Annotated in this window: 14 protein-coding genes; 5 read left to right on the top strand and 9 right to left on the bottom strand. The window is 68.4% G+C overall.

Annotated elements, in window-relative coordinates; all coding sequences use genetic code 11:
• Positions 1–14: 14 nt before the first annotated feature.
• The 7 genes from RJ03_RS33035 to RJ03_RS33005 all read right to left on the bottom strand — a co-directional run bounded on the left by RJ03_RS33035 (position 15) and on the right by RJ03_RS33005 (position 5,965).
• Positions 15–827, bottom strand: coding sequence for an alpha/beta fold hydrolase (locus RJ03_RS33035; RefSeq protein ID WP_036510548.1), 813 nt, complete (start codon positions 825–827; stop codon positions 15–17).
• Between the two features lie 108 nt (positions 828–935).
• Positions 936–1,427, bottom strand: a complete 492-nt coding sequence (locus RJ03_RS33030) for a hydrogenase maturation protease (RefSeq protein ID WP_036510545.1) — start codon at positions 1,425–1,427, stop codon at positions 936–938.
• A complete protein-coding gene (locus tag RJ03_RS33025) occupies positions 1,424–2,716 on the bottom strand; it encodes a Ni/Fe hydrogenase subunit alpha (RefSeq protein WP_036510542.1) in 1,293 nt (430 codons plus the stop codon). Before RJ03_RS33025 ends, RJ03_RS33030 begins: the two co-directional genes overlap by 4 nt.
• The gene (locus RJ03_RS33020; protein WP_036510540.1) at positions 2,700–3,473 is read right to left on the bottom strand and encodes an NADH-quinone oxidoreductase subunit B family protein; all 774 of its coding nucleotides are present in this window, start codon (positions 3,471–3,473) and stop codon (positions 2,700–2,702) included. The genes RJ03_RS33025 and RJ03_RS33020 overlap by 17 nt, the downstream gene beginning before the upstream one ends.
• Complete coding sequence (locus RJ03_RS33015) at positions 3,473–4,282, bottom strand: FAD/NAD(P)-binding protein (RefSeq protein WP_051025611.1); 810 nt, start codon at positions 4,280–4,282, stop codon at positions 3,473–3,475. Before RJ03_RS33015 ends, RJ03_RS33020 begins: the two co-directional genes overlap by 1 nt.
• A gap of 41 nt (positions 4,283–4,323) precedes the next feature.
• Complete coding sequence (locus RJ03_RS33010) at positions 4,324–4,848, bottom strand: Crp/Fnr family transcriptional regulator (protein ID WP_083871529.1); 525 nt, start codon at positions 4,846–4,848, stop codon at positions 4,324–4,326.
• Positions 4,835–5,965, bottom strand: coding sequence for a 4Fe-4S dicluster domain-containing protein (locus RJ03_RS33005; protein WP_036510534.1), 1,131 nt, complete (start codon positions 5,963–5,965; stop codon positions 4,835–4,837). Before RJ03_RS33005 ends, RJ03_RS33010 begins: the two co-directional genes overlap by 14 nt.
• A gap of 350 nt (positions 5,966–6,315) precedes the next feature.
• On the opposite strand from RJ03_RS33005, the gene RJ03_RS33000 reads away from it, so the two are divergent.
• A complete protein-coding gene (locus RJ03_RS33000; RefSeq protein WP_051025603.1) occupies positions 6,316–7,119 on the top strand; it encodes an SAM-dependent methyltransferase in 804 nt (267 codons plus the stop codon).
• 45 nt (positions 7,120–7,164) lie between these two features.
• Here RJ03_RS33000 and RJ03_RS32995 read toward each other — a convergent pair whose 3' ends face one another.
• Positions 7,165–8,109, bottom strand: coding sequence for an NADP-dependent oxidoreductase (locus RJ03_RS32995; RefSeq protein ID WP_036510531.1), 945 nt, complete (start codon positions 8,107–8,109; stop codon positions 7,165–7,167).
• A 116-nt stretch (positions 8,110–8,225) separates the two neighbouring features.
• Here RJ03_RS32995 and RJ03_RS32990 point away from each other — a divergent pair, with 116 nt between their 5' ends.
• The 4 genes from RJ03_RS32990 to RJ03_RS32975 all read left to right on the top strand — a co-directional run bounded on the left by RJ03_RS32990 (position 8,226) and on the right by RJ03_RS32975 (position 11,717).
• Positions 8,226–8,723, top strand: coding sequence for a MarR family winged helix-turn-helix transcriptional regulator (locus tag RJ03_RS32990; protein ID WP_036510528.1), 498 nt, complete (start codon positions 8,226–8,228; stop codon positions 8,721–8,723).
• Between the two features lie 68 nt (positions 8,724–8,791).
• Entirely contained in the window at positions 8,792–9,010 is a 219-nt protein-coding gene (locus RJ03_RS32985) for a ferredoxin (protein ID WP_036510525.1), read from the top strand.
• Positions 9,007–10,398 carry an NAD(P)/FAD-dependent oxidoreductase gene (locus RJ03_RS32980; protein WP_036510521.1) on the top strand — a complete coding sequence of 464 codons (1,392 nt, stop codon included), beginning with the start codon at positions 9,007–9,009 and terminating at the stop codon, positions 10,396–10,398. Before RJ03_RS32985 ends, RJ03_RS32980 begins: the two co-directional genes overlap by 4 nt.
• Positions 10,399–10,445: 47 nt before the next feature.
• Positions 10,446–11,717 (top strand): cytochrome P450, encoded by a 1,272-nt coding sequence (locus RJ03_RS32975; RefSeq protein ID WP_036510516.1) that lies wholly within the window; start codon positions 10,446–10,448, stop codon positions 11,715–11,717.
• Between the two features lie 19 nt (positions 11,718–11,736).
• On the opposite strand, the gene RJ03_RS32970 is transcribed toward RJ03_RS32975, so the two are convergent.
• Positions 11,737–13,731, bottom strand: a complete 1,995-nt coding sequence (locus RJ03_RS32970; RefSeq protein WP_036510512.1) for an APC family permease — start codon at positions 13,729–13,731, stop codon at positions 11,737–11,739.
• Positions 13,732–13,960 lie beyond the last annotated feature (229 nt).

Genomic DNA, 13,960 nt, shown 5'->3' with positions numbered 1-13,960 from the left:
CTGCGGGGACATCATCAGCGGCTCATCGTCGACTGCTCGGCGAACGCCTCGATGGCGGCGGCGGTGAGTTCGGGGGCGCTCAGCTGCGGGCAGTGCCCGGTGGCGTCGAGGGTGACGAGTTCACTTCCCGCGATCTGGTCGCGAACGAATCGGCCGACCTCGCGCGGGGCGATCGGATCCTGCGCGGTTTCCAGGATCAGCGTCGACACACGCACCTGCCGCAGGTCGGCGCGATTGTCGGACAGAAAGGTCGCGCGCGCGAAAACCCGAGCGATCGCCGGATCCATGCGGCAGAAACTCTCGGTCAGCTCGGCGCCCAATTCGGGCCGGTCCGGATTGCCCATGATCACCGGGGCCATGGATGCCGACCAGCCCAGATAGTTGGCCTCGAGCGCGTCGAGCAATTCCTCGATATCGGCGTGGCTGAATCCGCCACGGTAGTCACCCTCGTCGATATACCGCGGTGACGGCGTCACCAGCACCAGCTTCGCGAACCACTCCGGCGACCGATTCGCCGCCAGCACCGCGATCGTCGCCGCCACCGAATGGCCGACCAGCACCACGTCCCGCAGCTCCAACTCGGCACAGATGTCGACGATGTCCTCGGCATAGGCGTGCAGGTCGCCGTACCGATCGCTCGACCACGCCGAGACGTCCGAGCGGCCCGAGCCGACATGATCGAAAAGCACCACCCGAAAACGCCGCGCCAGAATCGGGGTGACGAGTCGCCACATGTTCTGGTCACAGCCGAATCCGTGCGCGAGCAGCACCGTCGGCCCAGCCGTCGAGCCGACGACTACCACGTTGTTTCTCTCACGCACACCCACTCGACATGCTTACCACGCCCGCGACGGCCCGGCGTTTTCCTCGGTGCCGCTCGTGCCGAACGGCCGGTGCCCGCACCGGTGAGCCGCCCCGACCGGCCGGGTGCGGCGTCACTCCGGCAGCGCCGGCTCGGACGGGCGCAGACCGAGGCGCGCGAGTTCGCTCAGCACGACCGCGACGACGTCCGGGACAGCAGCCGCTACCGGACCGGACATGCCGACACCCAGGTCGAGGCTCTGTGCCTCGACCGCGACGACGACCAGTTCGGCCGGAACACTGCCCAGGACTCGTCCGAGCGGCAGCACATCGGGAATGCCCAGCGCGTGCGAGCCGGTGGCGCGGGCGCACCCGCGCAGAGCCTCGACCGTGGTTCGCCATATCCGGCCGGGATTCGAGGGATCGCAGCGAACCGCGTCCACGACCACCGCGAGCTCGACATCTGCCCACAGGTCGAGAAGACCGGCGGGGTCGCCGTCCCACCGTGCCACCGCTACGGCGGGGATACGCAGCGATTCGAGGCGGCGAGCCACGGCAGGGCCGATGCCGTCGTCGCGCCGGTAGTCGTTGCCGACACCGATCACCACGGCCCGCGGCTCGATCATCGGCGCACCAGGTCGAGGTCGAGGAAGTGGGCCGAGCAGGAGATGCACGGGTCGTAGTTGCGGATGGTGAGTTCACACAGGTGGGTGAGTGCCGCGTCGTCCAGTTCGAGGTTGGCCTCCACCACCTGGCGTAGGTCCTCCTCGATCGCGGCCTGGTTCTGCGAGGTCGGCGGGATGACGGTGGCCGCGCTCACCACTCCGGCGTCGTCGGTTTCGTACCGGTGGTAGAGCACACCGCGTGGCGCTTCGCTGACGCCGTGGCCGACGCCGGCACGGGGGCGGGCCGTGATCGCCGGTCGCGCGGGCCGCTCGTAGTCCCCGATCAGCCGCAGCGCTTCGTCGAGCGCGTAGACCAGTTCGACGGCGCGAACGAGGATGCTGCGGAACGGGTTTCGGCATTGCTCTCGCAGGCCGGTGGCCGCGGCGACCTCGCGGGCCAGCGGTGACAACTGCGCGGAGTTGAGGCTGTAGCGGGCGAGCGGACCGGCCAGATATCGCCGGCCGTCCAATCGGGCGTGCAACGCGGTGGAATGCGGCACCTGCCGTTCGACGACGTGGGCACCGAAATCGGCTGCGATGAACGATGTTCCGGTGTCGCTGCGCAGGTCTCCGTCTTCGATGGCATACCCGTCCGGCGCGGTGAGCGCGAGCAGGTCGTGGTCGAGCTCGAGGTCGGGAAATTCGAATCCCGCGGCGAATTCGGCGGTGTCGGCGGCGTAGTCGCGCGCACGACGCAGCTGTTCGGCGATCGGCTCGAGCCGGTCCCGGTCGGGCACCGAATAGAAGCCCCCGACTCGGACGTTGATCGGATGGATCGAGCGTCCCCCGAGCAGTTCGAGCAGGCTGTTGCCCGCCTTCTTCACCGCCAGACCGTGTTCCACCAGGTCCCGGTGGTCGGCGGCCAGCGCGACGGCATCGGGATAGCCCAGGAAATCGGGCAGGTGCAGCAGATAGATGTGCAGGGCGTGGCTGGCGATCCACTCACCGCAATACAGCAGCCGCCGCAGCGCCGCCAGCGGCGCGTCGAGACGGATACCGCAGAGCTGTTCGAGGGCGTTGCACGCGCTGGTCTGATACGCCACCGGGCAGATCCCGCAGATGCGCGCGGTGATATCGGGCGGCTCGGTGTACGCCCTGCCCCGCAGGAACGCCTCGAAGAATCGTGGTGGCTCATAGATGTTCAATTCCGCACGGGTGACCGTGCCGTCTTCGACGACCACCCGCAGCGCCCCTTCCCCCTCCACCCGAGCCAGCGAGTTCACCGTCAATCGCCTACCGCGGCGGGTCATCTCGCCCCCTCTGCGCGAACGGCGGTGCGGCTGCGGCAACTGTGTGGAACACTCGGTCGACATCCTCGTAGGACATGCCGTTGACGCGCAGAATCGGAAGCAGCGCACCGATATTGGGTCGCGCCATCGGCCCGAAGCATCCGAAACAGCCACGGTGATACGACGGGCACAGGGCGCCGCAGCCGGCCTGGGTCACCGGGCCCAGGCACGGTATGCCGTCGGCCACCATGACGCAGGTAGTGCCGCGGCGTTTGCATTCGGTGCACACACTGGTGTCCGGCAGGTCGGGTGCGCGACCGGCCAGCAGCGCGCAGAGAGTGTCGAGGAGCTGGCGGCGGTCGATGGGGCAGCCGCGCAGTTCGTAGTCCACTCGCACATGCGCGGCGATCGGGGTCACGGTGTCCAGCGTCGATATGTACTGCGGGCTCGCGTACACGATCGAGGTGAAGTCCGCGATATCGGCGAAGTTGCGCAGTGCCTGGATGCCGCCGTGACTGGCGCAGGCGCCGATCGTGACGAGAATGCGTGACTGCGCGCGGATTTCGGCGATCCGATCCACCTCTTCGGGGGTGGAGACCGATCCCTCGACCAGCGACACGTCGTACGGACCGGGTTCGACCGCACTGGACGCCTCGGTGAAATGCGCGATCCGGATCCGGCCCGCGAGGGTCAGCAGTTCGTCCTCGCAGTCCAGCAGGGTGAGCTGACAGCCGTCGCAGGAGGTGAACTTCCATACCGCGAGGGTCGGGACGGCCATCACAACTCCCGCACCGTCATCAGCGGCCCGGCCACCGCGTAGTCGACGACGGGACCGTCGCGGCAGATCAGCAGCGGCCCGAGCTGACAGTGGCCGCATCGGCCCACTCCGCACTGCATATTGCGCTCCATCGACAGGCGAATGTCAGCGCGTGCCATGCCGTGCCGGATCAGCGTCTGCGCGCAGAACCGCATCATCGGTTCCGGTCCGCACAGGAATGCCGTGGTGCGCCCCGGGTCGACGACGAGCGTGCGGAGGGGTTCGGTGACGAAGCCGACCCTTCCCGTCCAGCCGGGAGCCGGGTGATCGACGGTTCGGTAAAGCTCGAGCCGGCCGTCGGCGTGCCATGCACGCTGATCGTCCCGGAAGAGGATCTCATCGGGTGTCCGAGCGCCGGTGATCAGCACGATCCGGCCGTATTCGGCTCGCCGCGCCAGCGCCTCCAGCACGATCGGACGCAGCGGCGCCACACCGACTCCGCCACCGACGACGACGAGATCGCGGCCGACGACGGAATCGAGATCCCATCCGGTGCCGAACGGCCCGCGCACCCCGATCACCGCGCCGGGCGGCGAGTCGTGCAGCGCCGCGCTCACCGCGCCGACCGAACGAATGGTGTGCTCGAGGAGATCGCCGGGGGCACACGGATCGCCGCTGATCGAGATCGCGATCTCGCCCACCCCGAATCGGTAGAGCATCATGAACTGGCCGGCCCGGAACCGTTGTGCCGCACCATCTATCGGGGCGAGGACCAAGGTCGCGGTATCGGCGGTCTGCCGGATGCGGTCGACCACCCGATAACGGAGCATGGTGTCCGGGTCCGCGGCCACGGCCGCAGCCGGCGCGCTGCTCACCGCCCACCTCCGCTCTCCCCCATGCGCAGTGGGGCGGTCGCGGCCGTCTCGCCCGGGTTGCGGTAGAGGTTCAGCAATCTGGCCCGGGTCGCCTGCAGCCGCTCCACGAGCGCCTCGAACAGCAGCAGGGTGAGCGTGTAGCCGAATTTCGGGTCGGTATCGGCGATGTCGGCCAGGCGGGCCGCGTCGAATTCGATCGCCTGCACGGGCTCGGTGGTGACGGCGCCGAAGTGCCAGCGGTACGGCGGCACCAGCCACGACCATCCCAGCAGATCACCGGGTCCCAGAGTCTGCACCACAACCGGGTCGCGTCCGGGCAGCGCCGCGTCCACGCCCACACATCCCGATCGGATGAGCCAGCATCGGTCGGCTCGGCGGCCCTCGGTGATCAACCGCTGCCCGGCGGGATAGCGAACGTTTCGTCCCGCGTGGGCGAGCGTGGCGAGTTTGCCGCGGTCCAGCGTGGCGAGCGGAGCGAAGGCGGACAGCTCCTCAGCGGTGGTCTCCTCAACGGCGGTCATCGTCGCCTCCGTCGGCCGTTTCGGCCAGGCGGGCGACCTCGACGGTCAAGTCGATACCCGCCGGGCACCACGCGATGCAGCGTCCGCACCCCACGCAGCCGGAACTGCCGAATTGGTCGTACCAGGTACTCAATTTGTGGCTGAGCCACTGCCGGTACCGGCTCTCTCCCGACTGCCGGACACTGCCGCCGTGCAGATGGGAGAAGTCGAGTTCGAAGCACGAGGCCCAGCGCTCCCAGCGCTCGGCATGCGTGCCGGTGAGATCGGTGACGTCCTCGGTGGTGGTGCAGAAGCAGGTGGGGCACACCATCGTGCAGTTGGCGCAGGTGAGACAGCGGCTCGCGACGTCCTCCCAGTGGGGTGACTCCTGGGAGCGGCGAAGCACGTCGCGCACATCGACATCCGGCATGCTGCGCCCCATCCGGCCGGCCGCCGCCGCGACCTCGGCGCGTGCCGCCGATATCTCCGTCTCCGAACTCGGTTCGGTGACCAGCTCGGCGGCGATGCGCGCACCCGCCTCGGTGCCCACGTCGACGAGGAACCGGTGACCGGCGTGATCGAGGCGTTCGGTGAGGGCCAGGTCGTAGCCGGCGGACACGTCCGGGCCGGTGTGCATCGACGCGCAGAAGCACACTCCGCCGGGCTCGGTGCAGTTCACACCGATGATGAACAGCTCCCGCCGCCGAGCCGCGAACGCCGCATCGGGATGCGCACCGCCGCCGAGCACCTGCCCAAGCACGCCGATCGCGGCCATATCGCAGCCGCGTACGCCGAGAAACGCGGTCGGCGTCGGAACTTCCCGCACCGGTTCGGCATTCAGATCCGCATCGAGTCCGGCGAGCCTGCGATGCGGCGGGTGGAGGAATTGCTTCCACGATCCCGGACCGGCGGAATGCGAGAAGACGGCTTCGTCGTCGCGCCGGAACAGCCGATATCGCCCCGGCTCGGTATGCGCTCCCCAGCCCGCCGGCAGCCGGGCGCCCGAGTCGAGCTCGTCGAGGACTATCGCCCCGTCGCGGACCTGCGGGCCGATGACCCGGTAGCCGTGCTCGATCAGGACCGTGACGAGCCGATCCAGGCCCGCCCGGTCGATCGTCACGCTGTCGCCGATGGTCATGTGGGGCCTCTGTTCGCCGCAGAGTCGGTGTTCGTCGCCGGTTCGCGTTCCAGCCTCGTCGCGGCGCTGCCCGATCGGGAGCGCCGAAGGTCCCGGCCGAGGGGACGGAAGGCCCGAATCGCATCGATCCACGGCAACGCAGGCCCGCGCCGTCCCCGAGGCCCGCGCCCCGGACCCCGACGGAGGCGGTGACAAGATCGTCGGAGAACCGGGTCCCTGCCGAGGGTGCCGGGTAGACTCACCCGGCGTGCGGGAATCGGCCGGGTCGCCGATTCCCGTTGCCCGCAACACGTTCGACCCGGCGCACCGCATTTCGCCAGGGCCACTTCGTCTCGGAAAGGACTGCGACCGTGGAATCCGGCGCCCCTGTCGATCTGCGACAGAACCAGCCACACACCGCCCGCATGTACGACTACTACCTCGGCGGCCAGGATCACTACAGCGCGGATGCGGAAGCGGCCGAAAAGGTCGTGGCGACCTGGCCCGGAGTGCGGACGGCCGCGCAGCAGAACAGGGCCTTCATCCACCGCGTGACACGATTCCTCGCGCACAAGGGGATTCGCCAATTCCTCGATATCGGAACGGGTATCCCGACCGAGCCGAATCTGCATCAGGTGGCCCAGGAGGTCGCCCCCGACGCACGAGTGGTCTACGTCGACAACGATCCGATCGTGCTCGTCCACGCCCGAGCGTTGATGATCAGTTCCCCGGAGGGACGCACCAATTACCTCTCCGCCGACGTCACCACACCCCAGGACATTCTCGATGCGCCCGGTTTGCACGAGACATTGGACCTGACCCGGCCGGTCGCGGTCAGCCTCAACGCGCTGATGCACTTCGTGCCCGACGAGCAGGACGCCTACGGCATCATCGAGACGTTGATGAACCGGTTCGTCCCCGGCTCGTACCTGGTGATGACACACGTCACCCCGGACTTCGATCCGGCGGCGATAGCCACCGTGGTCGAGATCTACCGCCGCAGCGGCCTGCCGTGCCAGGTCCGCAGCCGCGACGAGTTCGCGCGCTTCTTCGACGGTATGGACCTGGTCGAACCGGGTATCGAGGTGCCCCACCGCTGGCACCCCGACGGCGTGGCCCCGCCGAAGAAGATGGACGCGCAGGTGTCGGCCTACGCGGGCGTCGCCCGCAAGTAGTCCGGTCTCCGCGAGCGGGGCGTCCGGGCAGCCCGCCGGTGGTGGTCAGTCCGTGGCCGCAACGACGACGACCTTGCCCGGCAGCGTCCCCGCGGCCGCCCGGGTGTGCACCGACGCCAGCTCGGCCAGAGGCGCACGCTCGTCGACGTCCACGATCAGCTCGCGAAGATCCACGCGCGCAACGAGTTCCGCCAGTTGCCGCGCATCACCGCGGACGTAGACGTCGACCGCACGCACACCGCGTGCCTCGTCCGCCGGGGCGGGCATCCACACGGTGGTGCCGACCACGACGCCGCCGTCGCGGACCAGACCGGCCAGCGCCGCGTACTCGGCCGGGCCGATCGGCGCGAGGTTGAGCAGGACGTCGACCGGCTCGGTCACCGCGGCGGTCACCTCGGTGGTGGTGTGGTCGACGACCTCGTCGGCACCCCGCGCCGCGACGCGCTCGCGGCTGCGCGGACTGCCGGTGGCGATCACGTAGGCACCGGCCGCCTTGGCCAGCTGTAGCGCATAACCACCCACGGCGCCGCCGGCGCCGCTGATCAGAATCCGCTGGCCGGGCTTCAGTTCGGCGTGGTCGAACAACGCCTGCCACGCCGTGAGACCGACCACCGGGAGCGCGGCCGCATCGGTGAGCGGGATACTCGCCGGCGCCGCCGCCAGAATCTCCGCGGACGCGAGGACGTACTCCGCCGCGGCCCCGTCGTCGGTGAACGGCAGGAAGCCGACGACCCGCTCACCGACCGCCCACTCGGCGACGCCCTCGCCGAGTGCGTCGACCGTTCCCGCGACGTCCACGCCGGGAATGTGCGGCAGGGTCAGCGGCATGGGGCCCTGCATGAACCCGGCGCGAATATTGCCGTCGACGGCGTTGAACGAGGTCGCCGCGACGCGCACCCGCACCTGCCCGGGACCGGGAACGGGCAGGTCGACGTCCTCGTAGCGAAGAACGTCGGGATCGCCGTACTCGTGAAATCGGATCGCCTTCATCGTGGTGCCTCACTCTCGATGTGATGTGCTTCGAACTCGAAGCACTGTGCAACCGTAGCAGTGCTTTGAATTCGAAGCAAGAGGTTCGAAATCGAAGCAAGTGGTACAGTCGTGCCATGTCCGACACCCCGCGGCCGCTGGACGCCGCCCAACTGGGCGCGTACTTCGCCCTCATGGAGGTGGCCGGCCTGCTGCGGCACGCGGTCGAGCAACAGCTGCGAGACGCCGGCGATCTGAGCTACGTGCAGTTCCAGCTTCTGGCGCGGCTCGGCCTCGACTCCCCCACCGGCAGTGAACGCATGACCGACTTGGCCGACGGCGTCGTCTACAGCCGCAGCGGATTGACCTACCAGGCAGGTCTGCTCGAGAAGGCGGGCCTGGTCACGCGCGCACCCTCCGCGGACGACGAGCGCGGCGTCACGGTCACGATCACCGATGCCGGCCGGGCGCTGCTCGCCGAGGTGCTGCCCGGCCACACCGAGGTCGTCAACCAGCAACTGTTCGAGCCGTTGTCACGCGAGGACACCACGGCGCTGGCCGATCTGCTGTCTCCGGTGCGCGACCACATGCGTGCGGCGCCACCCCGCTCGGCAACACCCCGCCGCCGGCGATAACCCGTCGGCCCGGCCGCTACGAATCCTTGGTGAGTGCTCCGCACGGGTTCGGAAGGGGAGCTGAGGGCATGCGCATCGTGGTCGATCTGAACAAGTGTCAGGGATACGCGCAGTGCGTTCCGCTGGCACCGCAAGTGCTGCGATTACTGGGCGAGGAGGCGCTGACCTACGACCCCAACCCGGACGACGAACAGCGCCGCCGGGTCCTGCGGGCGGCGGCGTCGTGTCCGGTCCAGGCCATCGCGGTGGAAACCCACACTCCCGAGGACGCCGAGCCCGCGCCATGAGGACCGCCTCGCTGGTCGCGGACCTGGTCGAGACATTCCGGGCGGAAGGCCGCATCGTCATCGTGGGCGCCTCCCTGGCCGGACTGCGCGCGGCGGAAGCGTTGCGGGAGAGAGGCTTTCACGGCAACCTGACCCTCATCGGCGACGAGCCGCACGAACCGTACGACCGTCCGCCGTTGTCGAAACAGGTCCTGCAGGGGTGGGTCGGCGCCGATCACACCGCACTTCCGCGGATGCGGGCCGTCGACGCGGACTGGCGGCTGGGAGTGGCCGCGACCGGTCTGGACCGAGTGAACCGGCGGGTCCTGCTGGCCACCGGCGACACGGTGCCCTACGACCGGTTGCTCATCGCCACCGGCGTTCGAGCCCGGCCGTGGCCGAACCCCGCCGAGGGCGCGCTGCGCGGAGTGTTCACGGTGCGCACCCGCGAGGACGCGGCGGGACTCCAGGCCGCGCTCAACGCGAATCCGAAGCGCGTCCTGGTCGTCGGCTCGGGATTCATCGGCTCCGAGCTGGCCTCGGTGTGCCGCGAGCGCGGCGTGCCGGTGACCGTCGCCGAACGCGGCGGCGGACCACTGATCGGCCCGCTCGGCGGGGTGATCGGCGATATCGCCGCGCGGATGCAGCGCGGCGCGGGGGTCGACCTGCGCACCGGTGTGTCCGTCCGATCCCTCGACGGTGACGCCGAGGGCCGGGTGCGCCAGGCCTGCCTCTCGGACGGAACCACACTGGACGTCGATGTGGTGGTCGCGTCGCTGGGGTCGATCCGCAATGTCGAATGGTTGCAGGGTGCCGGGCTGGCCGCAGGTTTCTGGGGCGTCGGATGTGATGCGGGCTGTCGTGCCTTCGACATCAACGGGGTGGTGACCGACAACATCTTCGTGGCCGGGGATGTCGCCCGGCAGCCGCACGTGCTGTACGAGTATCAGTTCATCTCGATGGAGCATTGGGACAACGCGGTGTGCGGTGCGCAGGTCGCCGCGAACAACATGATCAGCCTCGAGACCGAACGGCGACCACACCTGCCGCTGCCGTCGTTCTGGTCGGCGCAATTCGGGGTGAACATCAAAGGCGTGGGGGTCTGCTCGTTCGGTGACGAGATCGCGTTCACCCAGGGCTGTCCCGAGAACCATCGGTTCGCCGCCGTCTACGGAAGGCGGGGCCGCATCGTCGGTGCGGTGACGTTCGATCACGGCAAATGGCTGCCCTACTACGCGGCGATGATCGAACGGTCGGCGCCGTTTCCGCCGCCACCGCCGGGCTACGACCGAGCCCCCGATCCGGCGCCCATACCGGCCCGCTTCCCCGACCCGCGCGTGCCGACCGGCATTCCCGACGTAGTGCTGACCGGCCACGACCCCACCTCACGAGGCGCCGAATTCCACTGAGCGCCGAGTTCCACCGAGCGGGCGCACACCAGAAAGGTAGGGCAGCAATGACCGCGGCGACCGCCTGGACCGAGGCGATGAAATACGAACACCGCGCCGACCCGTACCCGTACTTCGACCAGCTGCGCAGGACCCCGGTCGCGCGTGTGGCCGACAACCTGTACGTGGTGACGGGATATCAGGAACTGCTGGCCCTGGCGCACGACCCCCGGGTCAGCTCCGATATCAGCCGCAGCCCGCTGGGCAATCCCCTGGCGGGCACCGACGCGGCGAGCACGCCGCCGCCGCACACTCGCCCGCAGAGCATCATCGCCTCCGATCCGCCCGCACACGACCGGGCACGCCGGCAGGTGATGCGCCACTTCGGCCCACCGCACTCCCCGCACGTCATCCCCGGCATGGAACCCGTCATCGTCGGGTTGTGCGACAAGCTGCTCGACGACGTCGAGGCAAGCGGCAAGACGCGGCTGGACGTGGTCGACGAGTACGCCTATCCGGTACCGGTGACGGTGATCAGCACGATCCTCGGCATCCCGCTCGCGGACGAGCCCCGGTTCCACGCCTGGATCTACGACATGCTCACCGGCACCGATCTGGGTCCGGACGCGGGTACCGAAGACGGCAGAATTCGCGCCGGTAAGGCCCACGCCGGCCGTGACGCCCTCACGCGATATCTGGCGGACCTGATCGAACAGCTCCAGCACGAGCCGGGGCCGGGGCTGCTGTCGCGACTACTGCACGACGACGGCCCCGACGGCCCGATGCCGGCCGAGGAGGTATTGGCCAATGCGGTGCTGCTGTTGATCGCCGGCCACGACTCGACGGTCAACACCATCGCCAACTGTGTGATGACGCTCCTGCGCAACCCCGGCTCCTACGATCAGGTACGCGATCGACCGCAGCTGATTCCCCGCGCGATCGAAGAGGTCCAGCGGTTGCAGGCGGCGGTGCAGTTCTTCCCCAGCCGCAGCGTCACCGCCGATATCGAGATCGCCGGCACCGTCATCCCGGAAGGGGCCGCGCTGCATCTGGTCTACGCCGCCGCCAACCGCGACCCGAACCGATTCGCCGACCCGAACCGATTCGACCTCCAGCGCCCCGATAACGAGCATTTCGGTTGGGGCAGTGGCATTCACACCTGTCCGGGCGGCCCACTGGCCCGACTGGAAGTCAATCTCGCGCTCGAGATTTTCCTGCGCCGCGTGGCGACCCCACGGCTGGTCGTCGATCCGCCACCGTATCGGCGCAGCCAGATCTTCCGGGGGCCACGGCATCTGCTCGTCGACGTCGACTCCGTCACCGGCGGAGAGGCTCGCTGATCGCGGCGGAGGTCACGGATCAGGGAGCGACGATTCCGCGGCGGACCTGCCCGGGGCTCGGTGTGACAGTGGGCGGCTTGCGGTTTCGCGAAGAGCGCAACTGATAGGGCACGCTGGTGACCATCACACCCGGTTCGAACAGCAGGCGCGCCTTGAGTCGCAGCGAACTCTGATTGTGGAGCAGGTTTTCCCACCAGTGCCCGACGACGTACTCCGGAATGTAGACGCTGACGACGTCCCGGGGCCCTGAGCGGCGGACTCGCTTGATGTATTCGATGACGGGGCGGGTGATTTCGCGGTAGGGCGACTCCACGACCTTCAGCGGGATGGTGACATCGTGGCTCTCCCAGGACTGGGTCAGTGCCCTCGTATCACTGTCGTCGACGTTGACCGTGATCGCGGTGAGGGTGTCGGGACGGGTCGCGCGCGCGAATTGAACCGCTCGCCGAGTGGCCTTGTGCCAGTCCGAAACCAGCACGATCGCATGCACCCGGCCGGGCAGAGTTGTTTCCTCGTCCGGATCGATATCGAGTTCGGCGCGCACGCTCGTGTAGTGGGTGTGGATGGAATACATCATCAGCACCAGCAACGGCATCGCGATGACCACGAGATAGGCGCCGTGGCCGAATTTGGTGATCATGACCACGACCAGCACCACACCGGTGAAGCAGGCGCCGAACGCGTTGATCGCCCGGGCTCGGTGGATGCGTTGTCGTTGCGCCGGGGCCGTCACGTCGAGTAGCTCGCGATTCCAGTGCCGGACCATGCCGGTCTGGCACAGCGTGAACGAGGTGAACACGCCGACGATATACAGCTGAATCAGCCTGGTGGTCTGCCCGTCGAAGGCGTAGATCAACCCGGCGGCGACCGCGGCGAGCAGGATGATGCCGTTGGAGTAGGCGAGCCGGTCCCCGCGCGTGTGCAATTGGCGCGGCAGGTAGCGATGCTGAGCCAGAATCGAGGTCAGCAGCGGGAACCCGTTGTAGGCGGTGTTCGCGGCGAGGATCAGGATCAGCGCGGTGGTGACCATGAGGTAGTAGAAACCCGGGCTGGTGTCGCCGAACACCGCCCCCGCGATCTGCGCGATCACGGTTTTCTGGGCGTCGGTGCGGCAATCCCCGGGAAATCCGATCAGGTCGCAGGTGTTCTCGGCGACCCGCGTGTGGGTGATCATGGCCAGCGCGGTCACACCGGTGAACATGGCGATCGCCAGCACACCCATCGCGGTCATCGTCCGGGCCGCGTTGAGCGACTTCGGTTTCCGGAACGCGGGGACGCCGTTGGAGATCGCTTCGGCGCCCGTCAGCGCCGTGCATCCCGAGGAAAACGCCCGCAGCGCGAGAAACGCCACCGCGGCCGTCCCGAGGCCGGCGTGCGCGGCGTTGATCTGGTAGTGCGCGCTCTCGGCGACCGGTGCGTGTCCGATCAGTGTCTCGATCAGGCCGATGGAGATCATCACCATGACGCCGGCGACGAATCCGTAGGTCGGCACGGCGAACGCGCGGCCGGATTCTCGCACCCCGCGCAGGTTCATCGCGGTCAGCGCCACGATGAACCCGATATCGATCAGCACCCGATGCGGGTTCAACGCCGGCGCCGCGGAGATGATGTTGTCCACCCCCGCCGCGACCGACACGGCCACCGTCATGACGTAGTCGACCAGCAGCGCCGCCGCCACGACCAAACCCGGTATCGCACCGAGGTTTTCGGCGACCACCTCATAGGATCCGCCACCCGAGGGATAGGCGCGCACGACTTGGCGATACGACAACGCGACCACCGCCAGCAGCACCACGACACCGCCGGCCACCCACGGGGTCAGATACAGGTAGCTGAGGCCGCCCAACGTCAGGATGAGCAGAATTTCCTGGGTCGCATACGCCACCGAGGACAGCGGATCGCTGGCGAAGATCGGCAACGCCAGCCGCTTGGGCAACAGCGTCTCCCCGAGCCGATCGCTGCGGAACGGTCGTCCCAGCACAACTCGTTTGGCGACGTCGATCGGTGAAACCACGATTAATCAGCGTAAATCCGGCAAACCCGAACCCGGCCGCCGCGAGCCGTAGGGAAAACGTTAAGAATCCGCCGCCGCCGTGTCGCCAACCGCACAGAATTCGCCGGCCGGTGACGGGATCCGGTGCAGTATAATTAATTAGATAGGCTAAGCAACATGGATCGGTGTCCGGCACCACGCCGCATCCACCCTCCGGCCCATCCGCGGCAACCGAACGTTGCTCTTCACC

It is taken from the genome of Nocardia aobensis NBRC 100429, assembly GCF_000308375.1.
GTDB lineage: Bacteria > Actinomycetota > Actinomycetes > Mycobacteriales > Mycobacteriaceae > Nocardia > Nocardia aobensis.
This window is presented reverse-complemented; position numbering and strand designations above follow the sequence as displayed.

What these genes read in the sequence shown, in the direction of transcription:
- RJ03_RS32985 (WP_036510525.1), top strand. Translation starts at nt 8,792, where the DNA reads ATGCGCATCGTGGTCGATCTGAACAAGTGTCAGGGATACGCGCAGTGC.
- RJ03_RS33030 (WP_036510545.1), bottom strand. Translation starts at nt 1,427, where the DNA reads ATGATCGAGCCGCGGGCCGTGGTGATCGGTGTCGGCAACGACTACCGG.
- RJ03_RS33015 (WP_051025611.1), bottom strand. Translation starts at nt 4,282, where the DNA reads ATGCTCCGTTATCGGGTGGTCGACCGCATCCGGCAGACCGCCGATACC.
- RJ03_RS32995 (WP_036510531.1), bottom strand. Translation starts at nt 8,109, where the DNA reads ATGAAGGCGATCCGATTTCACGAGTACGGCGATCCCGACGTTCTTCGC.
- RJ03_RS33005 (WP_036510534.1), bottom strand. Translation starts at nt 5,965, where the DNA reads ATGACCATCGGCGACAGCGTGACGATCGACCGGGCGGGCCTGGATCGG.
- RJ03_RS33025 (WP_036510542.1), bottom strand. Translation starts at nt 2,716, where the DNA reads ATGACCCGCCGCGGTAGGCGATTGACGGTGAACTCGCTGGCTCGGGTG.
- RJ03_RS32980 (WP_036510521.1), top strand. Translation starts at nt 9,007, where the DNA reads ATGAGGACCGCCTCGCTGGTCGCGGACCTGGTCGAGACATTCCGGGCG.
- RJ03_RS33010 (WP_083871529.1), bottom strand. Translation starts at nt 4,848, where the DNA reads ATGACCGCCGTTGAGGAGACCACCGCTGAGGAGCTGTCCGCCTTCGCT.
- RJ03_RS32975 (WP_036510516.1), top strand. Translation starts at nt 10,446, where the DNA reads ATGACCGCGGCGACCGCCTGGACCGAGGCGATGAAATACGAACACCGC.
- RJ03_RS33020 (WP_036510540.1), bottom strand. Translation starts at nt 3,473, where the DNA reads ATGGCCGTCCCGACCCTCGCGGTATGGAAGTTCACCTCCTGCGACGGC.
- RJ03_RS32990 (WP_036510528.1), top strand. Translation starts at nt 8,226, where the DNA reads ATGTCCGACACCCCGCGGCCGCTGGACGCCGCCCAACTGGGCGCGTAC.